The following is a 14278-nucleotide window of genomic DNA, read 5'->3' on the forward strand; positions in this document are numbered from 1 at the left end:
TCGTGCCGGTCTCGCCTCGACGGGGTCGGGGTAACGGAACCTCAACGACGACACCGTCCGCAGAGCTCTGCCGATTGACAAGTTCAGTGAAGGTAGCCGTCCCACTTCACCTCGTACCGTGACCCGCCCGGCAGCGCGTTGGGTGCCGGAATCTGGTCCACGGACCGGGCCAGCGCAACCTCGACCGGGCCGGCCAGCTCGGCCGGGATCCGCACCCCGGCGGGCTCGGCACGCCGCCGTGCCGGCGTCACCTGCTACCTCCGCGTGTCCGGGCGAGCGACGGCCACTCCACGACCAGCACCCGCTTCACCGGGGCGGTGTGTCGCGGTGTGGGCAGAACCGGTGGTGCTCGGGCACAGCAGCGCCATCACACTTCCCGCACCGCCACACGCTCGCCACGGCACCAGCATGCGCCCCGCGGTCAGCTCATGTCGCCGTACGGCAACCGGTTGGCCGGCGCCAGCGAAATGCCCTCCGAGCGCGCCTTCGACCGGATCGAGTCCTGGCTGCGCCCGAGCTTGATGCTCATCACGCCGACCGGTGTGTTGCCGTCCGCGAGCTCCTGCAGCTGCTGCACCTGTTCGGCGGTCCAGGCCCGGCGACCGTTGCGGCTGGATGTTGCCTCGGGCATCACATACCTCCTGCTCCGTCGTCGATGACCACCCTGCCGGTACCCAGTTGGCAGGCCGGGTCACGCTGTCGTGGCAGGCGTCAGCACGGTCGATGACTGCTCCTGTGGCACCGCGACCGTCGGCTGGATCTGGCAGGCTGGCAGTTATGTGCGGACGCTATGCATCCACTCGGAGCCGCGAGGACCTACTGGAGACCTTCAAGATAGAGGAGGCGCTGGCTGACGAGGAGAAGGCGCCGGACTACAACGTCGCGCCGACCAAGACCAGCCCGACCCCGTATTGGCCCGGCCGCCGCGCGGCGCAGACGAGGACGCCGGGACGCAGACCCCCGGGGCCCACTCAGTTGCAGGCTGCGCCGGCTTCCCGAACTGGGCATTGCAGTTCGACCACCACGTTGTCGGGGTTGTGCGAGTCGAGCTGGAGTTGGCGGTGAACGCCATAGGACTCGGGAGCGGGCCGGTATACCCAGAATCCTGCTGCTTCAGTGAAGATCCGGCTGGACCTCGGTCAGTCGATGCCTTCGACGATGCGGAAGTCGCGCTCGACGCCGTCGGAGAGGGCGACCAGCGCCTCCTGGTAGGCCGCACTCTCGTGCGCCGCGACGGCGTGCTCGAAGCTGTCGAACTCGATCAGGACGGTGCGCTCGGCGATTCCGGCGTCATGCGCCACGACCCGGCTGCCGCGGGTGAGGACCCGACCGCCCCCGGCCCTGATGGCCGGAGGGGCCAGCTTGTTGTAAGCAGCCAGTTTCTCAGGGTCTGAAATGGTGCGGTAGGCGCTGACCCAGTAGCCCTTGGGCATGGAACCTCCAGTGTTGGGATGAGTGCATCTGACTTACGGGTTGGTCTCGGACGAGCGTCGGCGGGCGAGAGCGAGGCTTGTCAGCGTCGTGATCGCCATGGCGCCGATGCCGACCAGCGCCGCGGTGGTGTAGGCGCTGTCGTCGGGGAAGAGGTGGCCGGGGCCGGTGCCGCCGATGGGGCTGCCCAGGGAGTACCCGACGCGGAGCTCAGGTTGCGGCTGAGTGGAGAAGCTGACGCACAGCTGGGCGACCCTCCTCGTCGAGACGGATGACAAGATGCCGGTTCCACCGTTCGTCGGTACGGGGGTGGTCGGAGCGCCAGTGACACCCGCGGCTGTCCTCCCGGGTGATCGCTGCTGCGACGACCGCTCGCGCGACCGTGGCCAGGGGGCCGTCTCCCGCCGAGTCGAGCTCGTCGAGGGCGGTCTGCAATCCGGCGCCGTCGCGGCGGATACCGGCGTGTTCAGTCAGGATCGCCCGGATCCTGTCCGGTTCGCGGTCCTCTCCCAAGGTCAGCCAACTGCGCTGCTCGTACGACTCCGCGGGCAGGTCGAGGGTCAGAGCCGTGGCGACGCGCCGCCCGAAGACCAGGCCTTCGAGCAGGCTGTTGGATGCCAGTCTGTTGGCTCCGTGGACGCCACCGCCCGCGGCCTCGCCGACGGCGTAGAGACCCGGCACATCGGTTGCGCCGTCGCGGTTCGTCCGGATTCCGCCGCACAGGAAGTGTTCGGCCGGGGCTACCGGGATCGGCTCGCTCAGCATGTCGACGCCGATTCGCCGGCAGGACGCCAGGACGGTCGGGAACCGCCGGCGGATGGTGTCCTCCGGGATCGACCGGGCGTCCAGCCACACGTGCTCGCACCCGTCGCGCCGCATCGTCGACTCGATGGCCCGGGCAACGATGTCCCGCGGAGCGAGGTCGGCACACGGGTGCACGTCGGTCATGATCCTGCGGCCGCGCAGGTCACGGAGTACGGCGCCTTCACCGCGGACGGCCTCGGTGACCAAGGGGAGCTGACCTGTGCTGTCGCCGGTGAAGAGTGCGGTCGGATGGAACTGTACGAACTCCATGTCGACCAGCGACGCCCCGGCCTGCAGCGCCAAGGCGATGCCGTCGCCGCGGACGGTCGACGGATTCGTGCTGGCCAGGTAGGCGTTGCCGATCCCGCCGGTGGCCAGCACGACGGCGCGAGCGTCGATCTGGCTGACGTCCGCGTCCTCCTCGACGAGTACGCCGGCGATGTGTCCGGAGCCCGACTTGATCAGGCCGACGGCCCGTCCTGTCACCGTCCGGACGCCGGCGAGCTGCACTGCCTGGTGGAGCACGCGATGAACTTCGACGCCGCTGGCATCGCCGCCGGCATGGACGACCCGGTGGCGGTCGTGGCCACCTTCGAGGGTTCTCGACAGTGAACCGTTGCTGTCGCGGTCGAAACGAGCGCCCACGGCGATCAGTTCGGCCAGGCGCTGTGGACCTTCCTCGACGAGTGCGCGGACATTGCGCGGGTCGCAGAATCCTGCGCCGGCGATCTCGGTGTCGTGGGCGTGGTCGAACGGGTCGTCGTCGCCGTACGCGGCGGCGATCCCGCCCTGTGCCCACGGTGTACTCCCGGAACCGGCACTGACAAGGAGTATGTTCCGGGTCGCCGCGAGGCCCAGCGCGGCCGACAGGCCGGCCGCACCGCTGCCGATGACGACGATGTCGGCGGATCGTCTCACCGAGCACCACCGGGTCTGCCGATGGCAACCATCCGCTCGACCGACTGCCGGGCACGCTCGGCCACGTCGAATGGCACCTCCACCTCGTCGCGGCCCTCGCGGAGGCACCGCAGCAGCAGTTCGGGCGTGATCATCTTCATGAAGCGGCACGAGGCCTTCGGGTTCACCGGCCGGAAAGTCGTACGCTGGTTGACCTTGCGCAACTGATGGAGCATGCCGATCTCCGTCGCGATCAGCGCCGTCTTCGCCGTCATGTCGCGAGCGGCGCCGAGCATCCCGGAGGTGGACAGAATCCGGGTCCGGTCCGCGGGCAGGTCACCGACGCCGGCGAGCCAGATCGCCGAGGACGCGCAGCCGCACTCCGGATGCACCAGAACCTCGGCCGTCGGATCGGCCGCCACCTGAGCCCGCAGATCGGCCGCACTGATCCCGGCGTGGACGTGGCATTCACCCATCCAGACGTGGATGTTGTCGCGCCCTGTCTGCCGTCGCACGTGGTTGCCGAGGAACTGGTCGGGCAGGAACAGGATCGGCTGGTCCGCCGGGATCGACTCCACCACGTCCACAGCATTCGACGACGTGCAGCACACGTCGGCTTCCGCCTTGACCGCGGCGCTGGTGTTGACATAGGCAACCACCGCGGCCCCGGGATGCTCGGCCTTCCAGCTCCGCAGCTGATCGGCGTCGATCGTGTCGGCCAGCGAACACCCGGCCTGAGCCGTGGGGATCAGCACGGTCTTGTTCGGACTGAGGAGCTTCGCGGTCTCGGCCATGAAGTGCACGCCGCAGAAGACGATGGTCGATGCGTCGGTGCTGGCGGCGATCCGCGACAGTTCGAGCGAGTCGCCGACGTGATCGGCCACATCCTGGATCGCGGGGTCCTGATAGTTGTGGGCGAGGACGACCGCGTCCCGCTCGCGGGCCAGGCGTCGCACCTCTTCCGGCCAGGTCGTCGCAGTGCTCTGGGCAACGGACATTGCCTGTTCCCTTCCTTCGGCTAGTTTTCGCCTGTTAGGCGATAACTAGGGTGACGGTACCATCGGCGACATGCCCGTCGCCAAGAAAAGTGATCCGGTCAACATCCCCAGCTATCCGCACGAGGTGCTGGCCGTGGTGCTTTCCGTCCGTGACGGCAATCTGTGCGTCCTGCTGTGGCGGCGCGGGCAGAGCCCGTTCAGGTATCGCTGGGCGCTGCCCGGGGGTGGCGTGCAGCCCACGGAACGGCTCAGGGAGGCGATCACCGGTCATCTCGCAGCGAAGGTCGATGTGCGTGATGTCGCCCATCTGGAGCAGTTGGCCACCCACAGTGCGATCGATCGAGATCCGCGGGCGCGGGTCCTCGCGACCGCGTACCTCGGGCTCGCTCCGTCCGACGTACAACCGAATTTGCCGGCCGACACGGCCTGGCACCGGGTGGACGAGTTGCCGCGTACGGCGTTCGACCACCACTACTTCATCGACGCGGCCGTGGGGCGGCTACGGGCGAAGCTCTCGTACACGAACATCGGGTTCGCTCTGGCTCCGGCTGAGTTCACCATCGCCGAGCTACGCGACCTGTTCAGTGCCGCCTTGGGCTATGAGCTCGGCGCGACCAATCTGACCCGAGTTCTGACCCGGCGAAAGGTCATCGGCCCGACCGAGCGGACCGCCCGGCCCGGACAGTCCGGCGGGCGCCCCGCCGCGGTCTACAAGTTCGTGGCCCGCGAGTTGACGGTGACCGACCCGTTCGCCGTACTGCGCCCACCCCGATGATCCGGCTCACGGCCGCACAGTCTGCTCCTGAGGCTCGAACGGACTGATCAGCAGGCTGCTGTCGAGCGCCGGTGCCGAGTGCGTCAGCGCGCCGACAGACAGGGCGTCGACTCCGCTGGCGGCGATGTCGGCGACAGTCTCGAGACTGATGGTGCCGGAGGCCTCGAGCCGGCATCCGGATCCGGATGCGTCACGCTGCTCGACCACTGACCTGATGACGTCGGTGGACATGTTGTCGAGCATGATCCACTCGACCTGGCAGTCCAATGCCTCGGCCAGCGTGGCGACTTCGACCTCGACGGCCAGGTGCCGGCGGGTCGCAGCCATGCCGTCGCGGACCCTTCGGACGGCTGAGCGGACGCCACCTGCGGCGACTGTCACCCGAACCCGATCGACTGACCTGAGCCGTCGCCGCGGCGGCGCAGCGGCCGGGCGACCACTCGATCGCGCCGCGCCCGCTGATCATCTCGATTCGCTGGGGGTCGAACCACCACTGCCGGTCCTGGAAGACGGCAGTTTCTCTTCCGAGGCCAGCTGGGTGACGTAGATGGCGGTGAGCCCCAATCGTGCAGCGGTCTGTTTGGTGTTGAGGTAGCCGGGTGGGCCTGCGGGGTGCCGGATCGGCGGTTGGGGTTTCGCGGCCGTGATGGCCGCGAGGTCGGCCGGGTAGACCGTCGACTTCGTGCCAGGGACGAGTCGCAGGTGGCCGTCGGCGACGAGCTCGAGGGTGGCCTTGAGCGATCGCCCCCAGCCTGCGGGCGGCGTCTTTCAGCGGGATCGGTTCGCCCTTGTCGCGCAGCGCCTCGACCTCCGACAGCAGCAGCGGAGCGGCCGTTGTTCGGCGGGCCGTGCCGGGGCACCCGGCCGAGCGCGATGAACCGGTGGACCTGTGCGGGTTTCTTGCCCAGGACAACGGCTACGTGCGTGAGAGAGATCCGGGGGTCGTCGACCAGCCGGGGCTGGCCGAGCAGTGGATCGACGGGGAGTTCGCCCGGTTCTTCGCCCTGATCGGCCGCCATGCACCAAGCCTCACACGATCAAGATGGCGCGGCAGCACGCTTCGCAGGCTTCGGCGCCGGGGCCCTGGGCGCGGGCAACCAACCCTGGAACGTCGAGGGCAACGAGCTGCGCATCTACGGCACCAACTGCATGACCGTGGGCCGCTCCGGCGGGACGGCCGGCGACCCGGTCGTCATCACCGACTGCACGGGCGCCACGTCGCAGCAGTGGACCGCCAACGCCAACCAGTCCATCACCAGCGTCGCGAACCTGGCCCTGCGCCTGAACGCGGCGGGCACCGGGAAACGGCTCCCCGGTCAATGTCGCGACCTGCAACGGAGACAGCAACCAGGCCTGGACCAGAAGCTGCAGGTATGGGGCCCGGCGGCGATCGTCGCCGGGGCGCTACCGTATGCCCGTGAGCGTTGATCCGGTAGCGCACAACCGCGCGGCGTGGGACCTTCAGGTCGAGAGCGGCAACGAGTGGTCGCGCCCGGTCACTCCCGAGACCGTCGCGCGGGCACGCGCCGGTGACTGGTCCGTCGTGCTCATCGGGTACCGGCCGGTCGACCGGGCGTGGTTCCCCGCCGACCTGTCCGATGTAGACATTCTCTGCCTGGCCTCGGGCGGTGGGCAGCAAGGCCCGACGCTCGCTGCGGCCGGCGCGCGGGTCACGGTCTTCGACAACTCGCCGCGTCAGCTCGCCCAGGATCAGATGGTCGCGGAGCGCGAGGGTCTGGAGCTGCGCACAGTACTGGGCGACATGCGCGACCTGACGGAGTTCGGCGACTCCTCGTTCGACCTCGTCCTCAACCCGATCTCGAACCTGTTCGTGCCCGAGCTCGCACCCGTGTGGCGCGAGTGCTTCCGCGTGCTGCGGCCGGGCGGCGCGCTGCTGTGCGGCTTCCTCAACCCTGACGTGTACCTGTTCGACCACGAGGCCATGGACACCCGCGGCGAGCTCGTCGTCCGCCACCGCCTGCCGTACAGCGACCTCACGCACGTCCCGGCCGAGGAGCGCGAGCGGCTGTGGGGAGCCAACGCGCCGCTGGAGTACAGCCACACGATGGCCGAGCAGATCGGCGGGCAGCTCGCCGCCGGCTTCGTGATCACCGGGTTCGACGAGGCCCCGCACCATTCCAACGCCACCGCAGGCTGGCTGCCCGGCTACTACGCCACCCGCGCCCTCAAACCCTGAGATAGGGGGCTACCGCGACGGGCGTCGCGGCAGCTCGAATCCAGGATTTTGTCTAGACGGAGCGGGCCAGTCGGTCGGCGAGCAGGCACGTGAAGCGGGGCGGGTCGGCGAGCAGCGCCATGCCGTAGAGCAGCTCGGCGACCTCGGCCAGCGCCGGGTCGTCGGCGTTGGCCTCGTGCGCGGTGCGCAGCCCGGTGACGAGCGCGTGCTCCGAGTTGAGTTCCAGGATCCGCTTGGTGCGCGGCAACTCCTGCCCCATCGCGCGCCGTGATCGACACATCGCGCGTCATCCAGCACGCCTGCTACGCGCCGGTGGGCATGCAGGCCTGTCTACTGTGCGCTTTTGCATGGAGACTCGATACCAGCTCGCCGGCGGCCGCTGCGGCCGCGTGCTCAGTCGGTCTCTGCCGGCAGCTTGGTCACCTCGTGGGTCCGTGGTGTTCCGCCCAGCGTCCTGAGCTTGTCTGCCACTGCATCGGCGTCGAAGTCCCAGGCGAGCACTCCTACTGCTGCGTGATCTGCGTCGAGTTCGCTGCTGATCCGCGCGGCATCGTCCTCCGTCATCTTGAGGCCCTTGTGGAAGAACTTGCCGATGACTCCGCCGCCGACGACACCTGCGGCTGCACCGCCGAGCAGGGAGAGGCCGCCTGTCGGTGTCGCCGCGAGCCGCCCGCCTGGTATGCCGCGTCACCCCTAGCGGATGACCCGGCCCGATCCGACATTCCGCGATTCCGGTACCCGAACGGCGGCAGGTTGTCGGCATGTCGCGCCGAGGGCGGGTCGGTGGACACTGAGTGAGACAACGGGGCCGGGGGACGTCTCTATTGAAGGGGGCCCAGATGCGGACGAGGCAGAGGAAACACACCTCATGAACGCCACCTCAGGATCGGCGCCGGCACCGCCGTTCCCTCAGACACCACAGTTCTGGGTACTCATGGTGAACGCACTCGGACTCGGCGTCTTCGGCGCCTGCGCCGCCCTGCTGTTCATGGGACTGCTCGGGCTCGGAGACAACTGGTACACGGTCTCGGATCCGGGCTGGTTCGGCGGGCAGTGGTGGTGGCTGGGGGTCACGGCCGCCGCGGGAGTCGTGGTCGGCCTCCTGCGCCGGTGGACCCACCTGCCAGACAAGATCCCGAGCTTGATCGACGACCTTGAGCACGGGCACGTTGACGGCCGATCGGTACCCGGGATCGTGGTCGTCTCGGCGGCCTCGCTGATCGGCGGCGCAAGCCTAGGCCCCGAGCAGGCGCTCGGAGCCATGGGCGGTGGCGCCGCCGGGTGGATCGGCCGGAGGCGACGGCTCAACGACGAGGACGGCAAGGTGAACACGCTGGCCGGGTTCGCCGGCACCTACGGCGGACTGTTCTCCAGCACGCTGATCGTGGTCATGCTCATCCTGGAGGTTGCCCGCCCGGGCGGGCAACGGATGACCAAGACGCTGGCTGCCACCATCGTCTCCTCCAGCGTCTCGTTCGCGATCTACTTCGTCGTCGCGGGCGCCTTCTTCCTTGACGCCTACGCGGTGCCCGCCTTCACCTTCGAGGACTGGCAGCTGCTCGCCGGTATCGGCCTGGGCCTGTTCGCGGCGGTAGTGGTGACGCTGCTGGCCACCGCGATGAAGCTGGCAGCAAGGATGTTCAGCCAACTCAAAGTGCCGGCCATCGTTCGGCCAATGATCGGCGGCCTGGTGTTCGGCCTCGTCGGCGTGATCCTGCCGCTGACCATGTTCACAGGCAGCGATCAACTCACCACAGTCCTGCAAACCGGCGGGACACTCGGCGCCGGTCTACTGGCCGCCCTCGTCGTCGCCAAGATCATCACCTTCGCCGTCTGTGAAGCCAGTGGATTCGTCGGCGGGCCGATCTTCCCAGCGCTCTTCATCGGCGGGACGGCGGGCGTATTCGTGCACCAAGTGTTCCCCGACATGCCCCTGGGACTGGCCTTCACATGCATGCTCGCCGCAGTTCCCGGATCGCTGGTCTCCGCGCCCTTCGCGCTCGTACTGCTTGCCGCGTTCATGAGCCAACTGGGCGCACTGCAGACCGCACCCATCCTGCTCGCCGTCATCACCGCCTTCCTCGCGATGGAGTCGGTGAAATACGTCGCAGCCAATCGCCCCAAGACCAGCCCATCAACCAGTCGGGAGACAAACCCATAATCCCTCGACGGTGGATGTGATCGAATATCACTCTTTCGGACATGATCTCGGAATCCTGAACAGATTTCGGTGAGAGTGAAGTCCGGCGGACTCTGACAGACCATTGCGCACCGCATGGACCAGGCGTATGCCAGGAAATGGGGTCAGCTTCGGAGTGCCTCCCACCAACCACCCGGGAGGGACATCATGGGGCGATCTCGTGCGATGACAAATGCGGTCGCATCACTGGCCGGCTTGGCCTTGGCCACGGTCGGTACGGCGGGCGCCTCGGCCGCGCCGACCGAGTGGCAGCCTTTCCACGACACGTATGGCGACGTCACCGAAGACTTCTGTGACGTGGCCGGTCTCACCGTCCAGCTCGAGGGCGCGTCTGAGGGTCGGGACAAGTTCACCCCACGCGGCGCCGACGGTCTGCCCCACCTTCAGGTACAGGCGCAAGACACGGACGTCTACACCAACCCGGCGAACGGGAAGTCGGTGACCCAGGTCAGCGAGAGGCAGGGCCAGGAGCTCCACGTTACGGATAACGGCGATGGCACGCTGACGTTCGTCGTGAACAACACCGGCACCGTCGTGCTGTACGCCGAGGACGGTAAGACGCTCGCCCGTCAGGCCGGTCTGTTCCGCTACCAGATCGTGTACGACTATGCCGGCACGCTGACGGACCGGTCCGACGACGTCAAGATCGGGCGCCCTGACATTCTCCTGCAGACCGGCCGGCAGGACGACCTCTGCGCGGCAATGGTTCCGGCGCTCAGCTAGCGGCGGCCAAGCGGTCAGGCCAGGTCCGGTGAATAGTGCGCGGCGTACGCCCCGCCGCGCGGCACCTCGCTTTGTCTCCGCGTCGTTCGTCGTACGACGCATGAGTTCGGGCGACCACTTGTCCACGGCCACAATATTGCAGACCCACCCCAACCGGCTGGGATTGCAGGGGGCCGGCCGGGTCGGGAATCTGGTGAGTGATTACTCAGCGATCGACGGCGGCGTCTACATTCACCGCTCGTCGCGTAGTGACTTCCGCGCGAAGTCGACGGCTTCGGTGAGCAAGATGCGCCATAGCTCGGGATCGCCGGTGGGGATCGAGACCCACTCGCGGAAGACCTTGCCGGCGGGCGCGAACGGGTCGCCGTCACCATCGTCGACGAGCTCGCCAACCCGCTCGTGAGGCAGCTTCACGACTAGGGAGCCCGCCTTGTCGTCGTAGGCGGCGAGGAATCGTCCGGCCAACCGTACGCACGGGTGTCCCATCATCGTTGCCCGGCCGATGGCGGGGTCGTAGAGCAGGTCGTCGGTGAGTTCGTCGTACAGGTCGCGGGCGTAGTCCCCGACGGATGGCCCCGACGGGGACGTGCCCTTCCGGCTTTCAGCCATCAGGCCGCCGGTGGGGTGAAGACGCCGAACGTGTTGCCCGCCGGGTCGCGCAGATAGGCGAACGTCGGCGCGCCCGGGCCGGGGTCAAGGTGCTTGCTCAGCACCGAGCCGCCGAGCTGCTCGGCGTCAGCGCAGGTGGCCTCGACGTCGGCGACCAGGATGTAGAACACGGCGTGACCGGGCACCTGGCCACCGGTGCCGAAGATGCCGCCCATCGGGCGGTCGGCACCGGAGGCCTTGATGTTGCGGTAGTCCATGTCGCCGGACGCCGCAGGACCGTCGGCCTCGAAGCTCCAGTCGAAGAGGCTGCCGTAGAACTTCTGGGCACCGTCGGGGTCGCTGGTGGCGACCTCGAACCAGGCGAGGGTTCCGGGAGCGGGGTTGGTCATGACGATCTCCTTATGCCTCGGTTCACCCACCGGGGCGGCGGGTCACACCTACCGTCTCAACCCCTCGCGACAGCCCTATGTCGGTGTTTGGCAGAAGATCTTCGGGACGCAACGCCGACGCCGGCAGCTTGGTCTCGTGGCCGTCAACGAACAGTTCCGGGACGACACGCTGCGGGCGCGGCGCCGACGCCGCCCTCGCGGCGCGGGTGATGCGGTCCATCCGGAACACTCGGTCGTCTCGCCGCAGATGGCACCAGGCCGTCAGGTACGAGCCGTTGGGGCCGACCACGACATGCTGGGGCTCGACCTCGCGCTCGGTCTCGATCCCGCCGACGTCGATGTAGTGGATGCGCAGCACGGTGTTGTCGCGCACAGCGCGCCAGATCGTCTCGGCGATCTCGGCGTCGGGGTCGGGCACCGGGTGAACCAGCAACCGCACCTTCTCGGCAGCGGCACGCGCTTCCGCGAGTGCTCGCTCCGGCATCGCCGCGACGATCTTCTGCAGTGCGCTGCGGGCGTCCTTGGTGAAGAGCACGTGCTCGCTGCGGCTCAGCGCCACGGCCACGGCCGCCGCCTCGCCCGGAGTAAAGTTCAGCGGCGGGAGGCTCATCGAGCGGTCCAGCGTGAACCCGCCCCCTCGGCCCTGCTTGGTCGCGAGCGGAACGCCGGCCTGCCCAAGCGCACTGAGGTCGCGCTCGATGGTACGGATGCTTACCTCGAAATGCCTGGCCAGCTGCCGCGCCGTACGGCCACGGGCACCCGCCGCCCGCAGCTCCTCGACCACGGCGTACAAACGGTCGATGCGGTTCATGCTCGCAGCGTAGGCGCGAGCGGGGACATTTGCTGAGATTCTGGGTCAAAGGCGTCCTGATAAGCCTCCGGCCGTTCGTCAGTAGGTTGAAGCGGGATCGGCCCGCGGAATCGAACGAGTTCGGATGAACCCGTGAGGATGCGGTTGATCCGGTCGGCGTCGGTGTCGTACTGGGTCGAGACCGTTCATGATCAATCCTCATGCCACGTTGTACTCGCGGACGTTGCCGTGGCACTCCATGATCAACAGTTGCCCGCAAGAGGATCCACCACCGGTCAGACGGATAAACCGTTGCCTTCGGGTCAGTTGGCGAGCCGCCCGCACTGAACGCCGAGCTCGGCCTGGCATACGTTGAGACCAACCGCATCTGATTCCCGGCGCTGCCACCCGGAACCATCACGGAAGGATCAACGCCTAGATGTCCGTGGACGAAGCACAGTTCTACCCCGACCTCGACGCTGACGAGCGAACCACCCTCAGCCAGTTTCTTGATCAGTATCGTCATCGGGTGCTCACCCGATTCGGGAGGCTGACGGACGAGCAGGCGCAATCCAAGTCTCTGCCGGCAACCAATCTGACACCAGGCGCTGTGGTGAAGCATCTCGCGCACATGGAGGACCACTGGTTCATCGCGCGCGTCGGCGGCGGTGATTTGCCTGAGCCCTGGGCGTCCGCGCCGTTCGACACGCAGCCGGAGTGGGACCTCGAGTCCGCGGCCGACGACACCGTCGGGGAAATCGTCGAGCTCTACCGTGCCGCGTGCGCGCGCAGCCGCGGCGTCGCAAGTCGACTTCCTAGCCTCGACACGACCGCGCCCCGGCCATCATTCGGCAAGGGTCCCGTGACACTTCGCTGGGTGATGGTGCACATGCTGGAAGAGACCGCATGCCATGTCGGCCATTTGGACCTCTTAACCGACCCGCTGTCCGTACGCAACGCCCGATAGGCGTTCCCGACTGGACACGACCGGCCGGACGCGCGCGAGATGTCCTTGGCCCACGGCCAGCACCGTCTCAGATAGGTGGTTCGGTGAAAGGCTCGATTGTCGGGGGGTAACCGTACCCGAGGTCTGCAGTGACCCGATCGGCGAGCATGGTGTGATGACATGCCCCGGCTGGTGGCTCTACTGGGCTAGTTATTAGCCGGTGATTGATGCGAGTGCGACCGGCCTTCGTGCAGGGGTCTGTGCGGCATGCCAGAACCGGAAGGGCGAACAGCAGGGAACCCGCAGTTATCCGAGGCGCCGTAGCGCTGTCTCGATAGCGACCTCGACCCGGGAAGTCATGCCGGGCACATCGACGGGACGGCGCCCAGCGACCTGACCACGGATCCACTTCGGCCCGCTATCGTTATAGTGCAGCAGGGCATACAGGTCCCACCACGGATCGAGAGTCACCCCGGCGATCGACTCATAGAGCGACCGAAGCTGCTCCGACCACTCGGGCGAGTAGAGCGCCGCCAAGTATCGCCGACAGTGCCCGACGTCAATCGCGCGCGCCCCCCGATGGATGGAGTTCCAGTCGGTCAGTCCAGTAATCCTCCCGCGCGACCACAGCATGTTGACAGGCAGGAGATCGCAGTGCAGAAAGACGGCAGTGTCCTTTGGCGGCGGCGCCGCCATGACACCAAACGCCGCCTTCCACACAGCCGGCTTCTGTGCGTCGACCGGCACCTGAAACCCGTCTAGAGGAGCGATCCAAGAATCCGTCCAAGGTCTGAACATCTTCGCGGGGAGATCGAGGGAATGCAGCAATACGGCAATCTCCGCGATCCTCGTCATCCACGACCGAGGTTCCGCCGGATTGAGGTGCACATGCCCCGGTAACCGTGTCATCAGCAACGATGGCGCGCCCACCGTCGAAGCACCAGCAACATCAGTAGCCAGGATGCTCGGAACCGGGAGCCCGCTTCCCACCACCACGCCAAGGTTGGCGATCTCCTTCTCCAAGCTCCCCTGCAGGCCAAGCCCTCCCGGGTACTGCCGCAGTACGACGAACGTTCGCATTCCACGTCGCTCGACAGTCAGCCGATGCACGGCGGAGCAGACGCCACCGGTCAATCGGCGATAGCCAACGACGCGACTGCCCCGACCCATCGACGCCGCAACCCAGGCGAGAGTCTCCACGGAGGGCCGACGCTGCCTGAACCCGCCATCCCTCCAGTCGCCGTCGGTCATGAGCGCGAGCCTATTCGTCAGGGGCCTGCGGCGATAAGGGTTTTCTAGTCCGGCGATACCAGGTCGACTCAGTGCCGGCGCAGCGAGAGTGTCCCGCGAGGTGCCGATGGCGTGGGGCCAACTGGAGTCAAATGGTGTGGGCAGAGTGGCCAGATCAGGTCGAGCCACGAACTCTCGGAGCCTCAAGTTGGTCCGTGTGGCAACAGCCGTCGGATTCATTATCTCTGGATCGCGGGTTCGAGTCCCGCCCGCCCTACCACGAAGACCC

The 14278-nt window shown here is 67.5% G+C and carries 19 protein-coding genes; 7 read left to right on the plus strand and 12 right to left on the minus strand.

Translation table 11 applies throughout. From position 1 onward, the window contains the following. Positions 1-83 precede the first annotated feature (83 nt). Entirely contained in the window at positions 84-251 is a 168-nt protein-coding gene (locus tag ACZ3HV_RS27490; RefSeq protein WP_465688070.1) for a hypothetical protein, read from the minus strand. 170 nt (positions 252-421) lie between these two features. Further along, positions 422-631 carry a hypothetical protein gene (locus ACZ3HV_RS27495; protein ID WP_465688072.1) on the minus strand — a complete coding sequence of 70 codons (210 nt, stop codon included), beginning with the start codon at positions 629-631 and terminating at the stop codon, positions 422-424. Between the two features lie 146 nt (positions 632-777). Here ACZ3HV_RS27495 and ACZ3HV_RS27500 point away from each other — a divergent pair, with 146 nt between their 5' ends. Further along, a complete protein-coding gene (locus ACZ3HV_RS27500) occupies positions 778-1065 on the plus strand; it encodes an SOS response-associated peptidase family protein (protein WP_465688074.1) in 288 nt (95 codons plus the stop codon). Positions 1066-1139: 74 nt separating this feature from the next. Here the strand turns inward: ACZ3HV_RS27500 and ACZ3HV_RS27505 are convergent, their stop codons facing one another. The 3 genes from ACZ3HV_RS27505 to nadA form a co-directional block, all read right to left on the minus strand. Further along, complete coding sequence (locus ACZ3HV_RS27505) at positions 1140-1433, minus strand: DUF1330 domain-containing protein (protein ID WP_465688076.1); 294 nt, start codon at positions 1431-1433, stop codon at positions 1140-1142. A 208-nt stretch (positions 1434-1641) separates the two neighbouring features. Beyond that, on the minus strand, positions 1642-3153 hold the full coding sequence (nadB, locus tag ACZ3HV_RS27510; RefSeq protein WP_465688078.1) for an L-aspartate oxidase: 1512 nt from the start codon (positions 3151-3153) through the stop codon (positions 1642-1644). Further along, complete coding sequence (nadA, locus tag ACZ3HV_RS27515) at positions 3150-4130, minus strand: quinolinate synthase NadA (RefSeq protein WP_465688080.1); 981 nt, start codon at positions 4128-4130, stop codon at positions 3150-3152. The genes nadB and nadA overlap by 4 nt, the downstream gene beginning before the upstream one ends. A 70-nt stretch (positions 4131-4200) precedes the next feature. Between nadA and ACZ3HV_RS27520 the strand changes: the two genes are divergently transcribed. Further along, positions 4201-4905 carry an NUDIX hydrolase gene (locus ACZ3HV_RS27520; protein WP_465688082.1) on the plus strand — a complete coding sequence of 235 codons (705 nt, stop codon included), beginning with the start codon at positions 4201-4203 and terminating at the stop codon, positions 4903-4905. Between the two features lie 6 nt (positions 4906-4911). On the opposite strand, the gene ACZ3HV_RS27525 is transcribed toward ACZ3HV_RS27520, so the two are convergent. Beyond that, positions 4912-5286, minus strand: a complete 375-nt coding sequence (locus ACZ3HV_RS27525) for a nicotinate-nucleotide diphosphorylase (protein ID WP_465688084.1) — start codon at positions 5284-5286, stop codon at positions 4912-4914. Between the two features lie 636 nt (positions 5287-5922). On the opposite strand from ACZ3HV_RS27525, the gene ACZ3HV_RS27530 reads away from it, so the two are divergent. Then, positions 5923-6333 (plus strand): ricin-type beta-trefoil lectin domain protein, encoded by a 411-nt coding sequence (locus tag ACZ3HV_RS27530; RefSeq protein ID WP_465688085.1) that lies wholly within the window; start codon positions 5923-5925, stop codon positions 6331-6333. Beyond that, positions 6323-7102 (plus strand): class I SAM-dependent methyltransferase, encoded by a 780-nt coding sequence (locus tag ACZ3HV_RS27535; protein WP_465688087.1) that lies wholly within the window; start codon positions 6323-6325, stop codon positions 7100-7102. Before ACZ3HV_RS27530 ends, ACZ3HV_RS27535 begins: the two co-directional genes overlap by 11 nt. A 52-nt stretch (positions 7103-7154) precedes the next feature. Here the strand turns inward: ACZ3HV_RS27535 and ACZ3HV_RS27540 are convergent, their stop codons facing one another. Both ACZ3HV_RS27540 and ACZ3HV_RS27545 read right to left on the minus strand, forming a co-directional pair. After that, positions 7155-7382 (minus strand): hypothetical protein, encoded by a 228-nt coding sequence (locus ACZ3HV_RS27540; protein WP_465688088.1) that lies wholly within the window; start codon positions 7380-7382, stop codon positions 7155-7157. A 113-nt stretch (positions 7383-7495) separates the two neighbouring features. Next, positions 7496-7666: a hypothetical protein gene (locus ACZ3HV_RS27545; protein ID WP_465688090.1), complete on the minus strand. Its 171-nt coding sequence runs from the start codon at positions 7664-7666 to the stop codon at positions 7496-7498. A gap of 304 nt (positions 7667-7970) precedes the next feature. Between ACZ3HV_RS27545 and ACZ3HV_RS27550 the strand changes: the two genes are divergently transcribed. Next, positions 7971-9263, plus strand: coding sequence for a chloride channel protein (locus ACZ3HV_RS27550; protein ID WP_465688092.1), 1293 nt, complete (start codon positions 7971-7973; stop codon positions 9261-9263). Between the two features lie 186 nt (positions 9264-9449). Then, the gene (locus ACZ3HV_RS27555) at positions 9450-10025 is read left to right on the plus strand and encodes a hypothetical protein (RefSeq protein ID WP_465688094.1); all 576 of its coding nucleotides are present in this window, start codon (positions 9450-9452) and stop codon (positions 10023-10025) included. Between the two features lie 231 nt (positions 10026-10256). Here ACZ3HV_RS27555 and ACZ3HV_RS27560 read toward each other — a convergent pair whose 3' ends face one another. Genes ACZ3HV_RS27560 through ACZ3HV_RS27570 form a run of 3 tightly spaced genes read right to left on the minus strand, consistent with a single transcriptional unit; the run spans position 10257 to position 11834 of the window. Next, on the minus strand, positions 10257-10634 hold the full coding sequence (locus ACZ3HV_RS27560) for a hypothetical protein (protein ID WP_465688096.1): 378 nt from the start codon (positions 10632-10634) through the stop codon (positions 10257-10259). Beyond that, on the minus strand, positions 10634-11023 hold the full coding sequence (locus tag ACZ3HV_RS27565) for a VOC family protein (protein WP_465688098.1): 390 nt from the start codon (positions 11021-11023) through the stop codon (positions 10634-10636). The genes ACZ3HV_RS27560 and ACZ3HV_RS27565 overlap by 1 nt, the downstream gene beginning before the upstream one ends. A gap of 22 nt (positions 11024-11045) precedes the next feature. Then, on the minus strand, positions 11046-11834 hold the full coding sequence (locus tag ACZ3HV_RS27570; RefSeq protein ID WP_465688100.1) for a helix-turn-helix transcriptional regulator: 789 nt from the start codon (positions 11832-11834) through the stop codon (positions 11046-11048). A gap of 418 nt (positions 11835-12252) precedes the next feature. On the opposite strand from ACZ3HV_RS27570, the gene ACZ3HV_RS27575 reads away from it, so the two are divergent. Continuing rightward, positions 12253-12780: a DinB family protein gene (locus ACZ3HV_RS27575; RefSeq protein WP_465688102.1), complete on the plus strand. Its 528-nt coding sequence runs from the start codon at positions 12253-12255 to the stop codon at positions 12778-12780. A 285-nt stretch (positions 12781-13065) separates the two neighbouring features. On the opposite strand, the gene ACZ3HV_RS27580 is transcribed toward ACZ3HV_RS27575, so the two are convergent. Further along, positions 13066-14229 (minus strand): phosphotransferase family protein, encoded by a 1164-nt coding sequence (locus ACZ3HV_RS27580; protein ID WP_465688104.1) that lies wholly within the window; start codon positions 14227-14229, stop codon positions 13066-13068. Between the last annotated feature and the right edge of the window lie 49 nt (positions 14230-14278).

Source organism: Kribbella sp. NPDC020701 (genome assembly GCF_055562215.1).

Coding starts and splice junctions, on each gene's coding strand:
- ACZ3HV_RS27575 (WP_465688102.1), top strand. CDS start 12,253: ATGTCCGTGGACGAAGCACAGTTCTACCCCGACCTCGACGCTGACGAG.
- ACZ3HV_RS27520 (WP_465688082.1), top strand. CDS start 4,201: ATGCCCGTCGCCAAGAAAAGTGATCCGGTCAACATCCCCAGCTATCCG.
- ACZ3HV_RS27580 (WP_465688104.1), bottom strand. CDS start 14,229: ATGAATCCGACGGCTGTTGCCACACGGACCAACTTGAGGCTCCGAGAG.
- ACZ3HV_RS27565 (WP_465688098.1), bottom strand. CDS start 11,023: ATGACCAACCCCGCTCCCGGAACCCTCGCCTGGTTCGAGGTCGCCACC.
- ACZ3HV_RS27555 (WP_465688094.1), top strand. CDS start 9,450: ATGGGGCGATCTCGTGCGATGACAAATGCGGTCGCATCACTGGCCGGC.
- ACZ3HV_RS27545 (WP_465688090.1), bottom strand. CDS start 7,666: ATGACGGAGGACGATGCCGCGCGGATCAGCAGCGAACTCGACGCAGAT.
- ACZ3HV_RS27550 (WP_465688092.1), top strand. CDS start 7,971: ATGAACGCCACCTCAGGATCGGCGCCGGCACCGCCGTTCCCTCAGACA.
- ACZ3HV_RS27560 (WP_465688096.1), bottom strand. CDS start 10,634: ATGGCTGAAAGCCGGAAGGGCACGTCCCCGTCGGGGCCATCCGTCGGG.
- ACZ3HV_RS27570 (WP_465688100.1), bottom strand. CDS start 11,834: ATGAACCGCATCGACCGTTTGTACGCCGTGGTCGAGGAGCTGCGGGCG.
- ACZ3HV_RS27505 (WP_465688076.1), bottom strand. CDS start 1,433: ATGCCCAAGGGCTACTGGGTCAGCGCCTACCGCACCATTTCAGACCCT.
- ACZ3HV_RS27500 (WP_465688074.1), top strand. CDS start 778: ATGTGCGGACGCTATGCATCCACTCGGAGCCGCGAGGACCTACTGGAG.
- nadA (WP_465688080.1), bottom strand. CDS start 4,130: ATGTCCGTTGCCCAGAGCACTGCGACGACCTGGCCGGAAGAGGTGCGA.
- ACZ3HV_RS27495 (WP_465688072.1), bottom strand. CDS start 631: ATGCCCGAGGCAACATCCAGCCGCAACGGTCGCCGGGCCTGGACCGCC.
- ACZ3HV_RS27540 (WP_465688088.1), bottom strand. CDS start 7,382: ATGTGTCGATCACGGCGCGCGATGGGGCAGGAGTTGCCGCGCACCAAG.
- ACZ3HV_RS27530 (WP_465688085.1), top strand. CDS start 5,923: ATGCACCAAGCCTCACACGATCAAGATGGCGCGGCAGCACGCTTCGCA.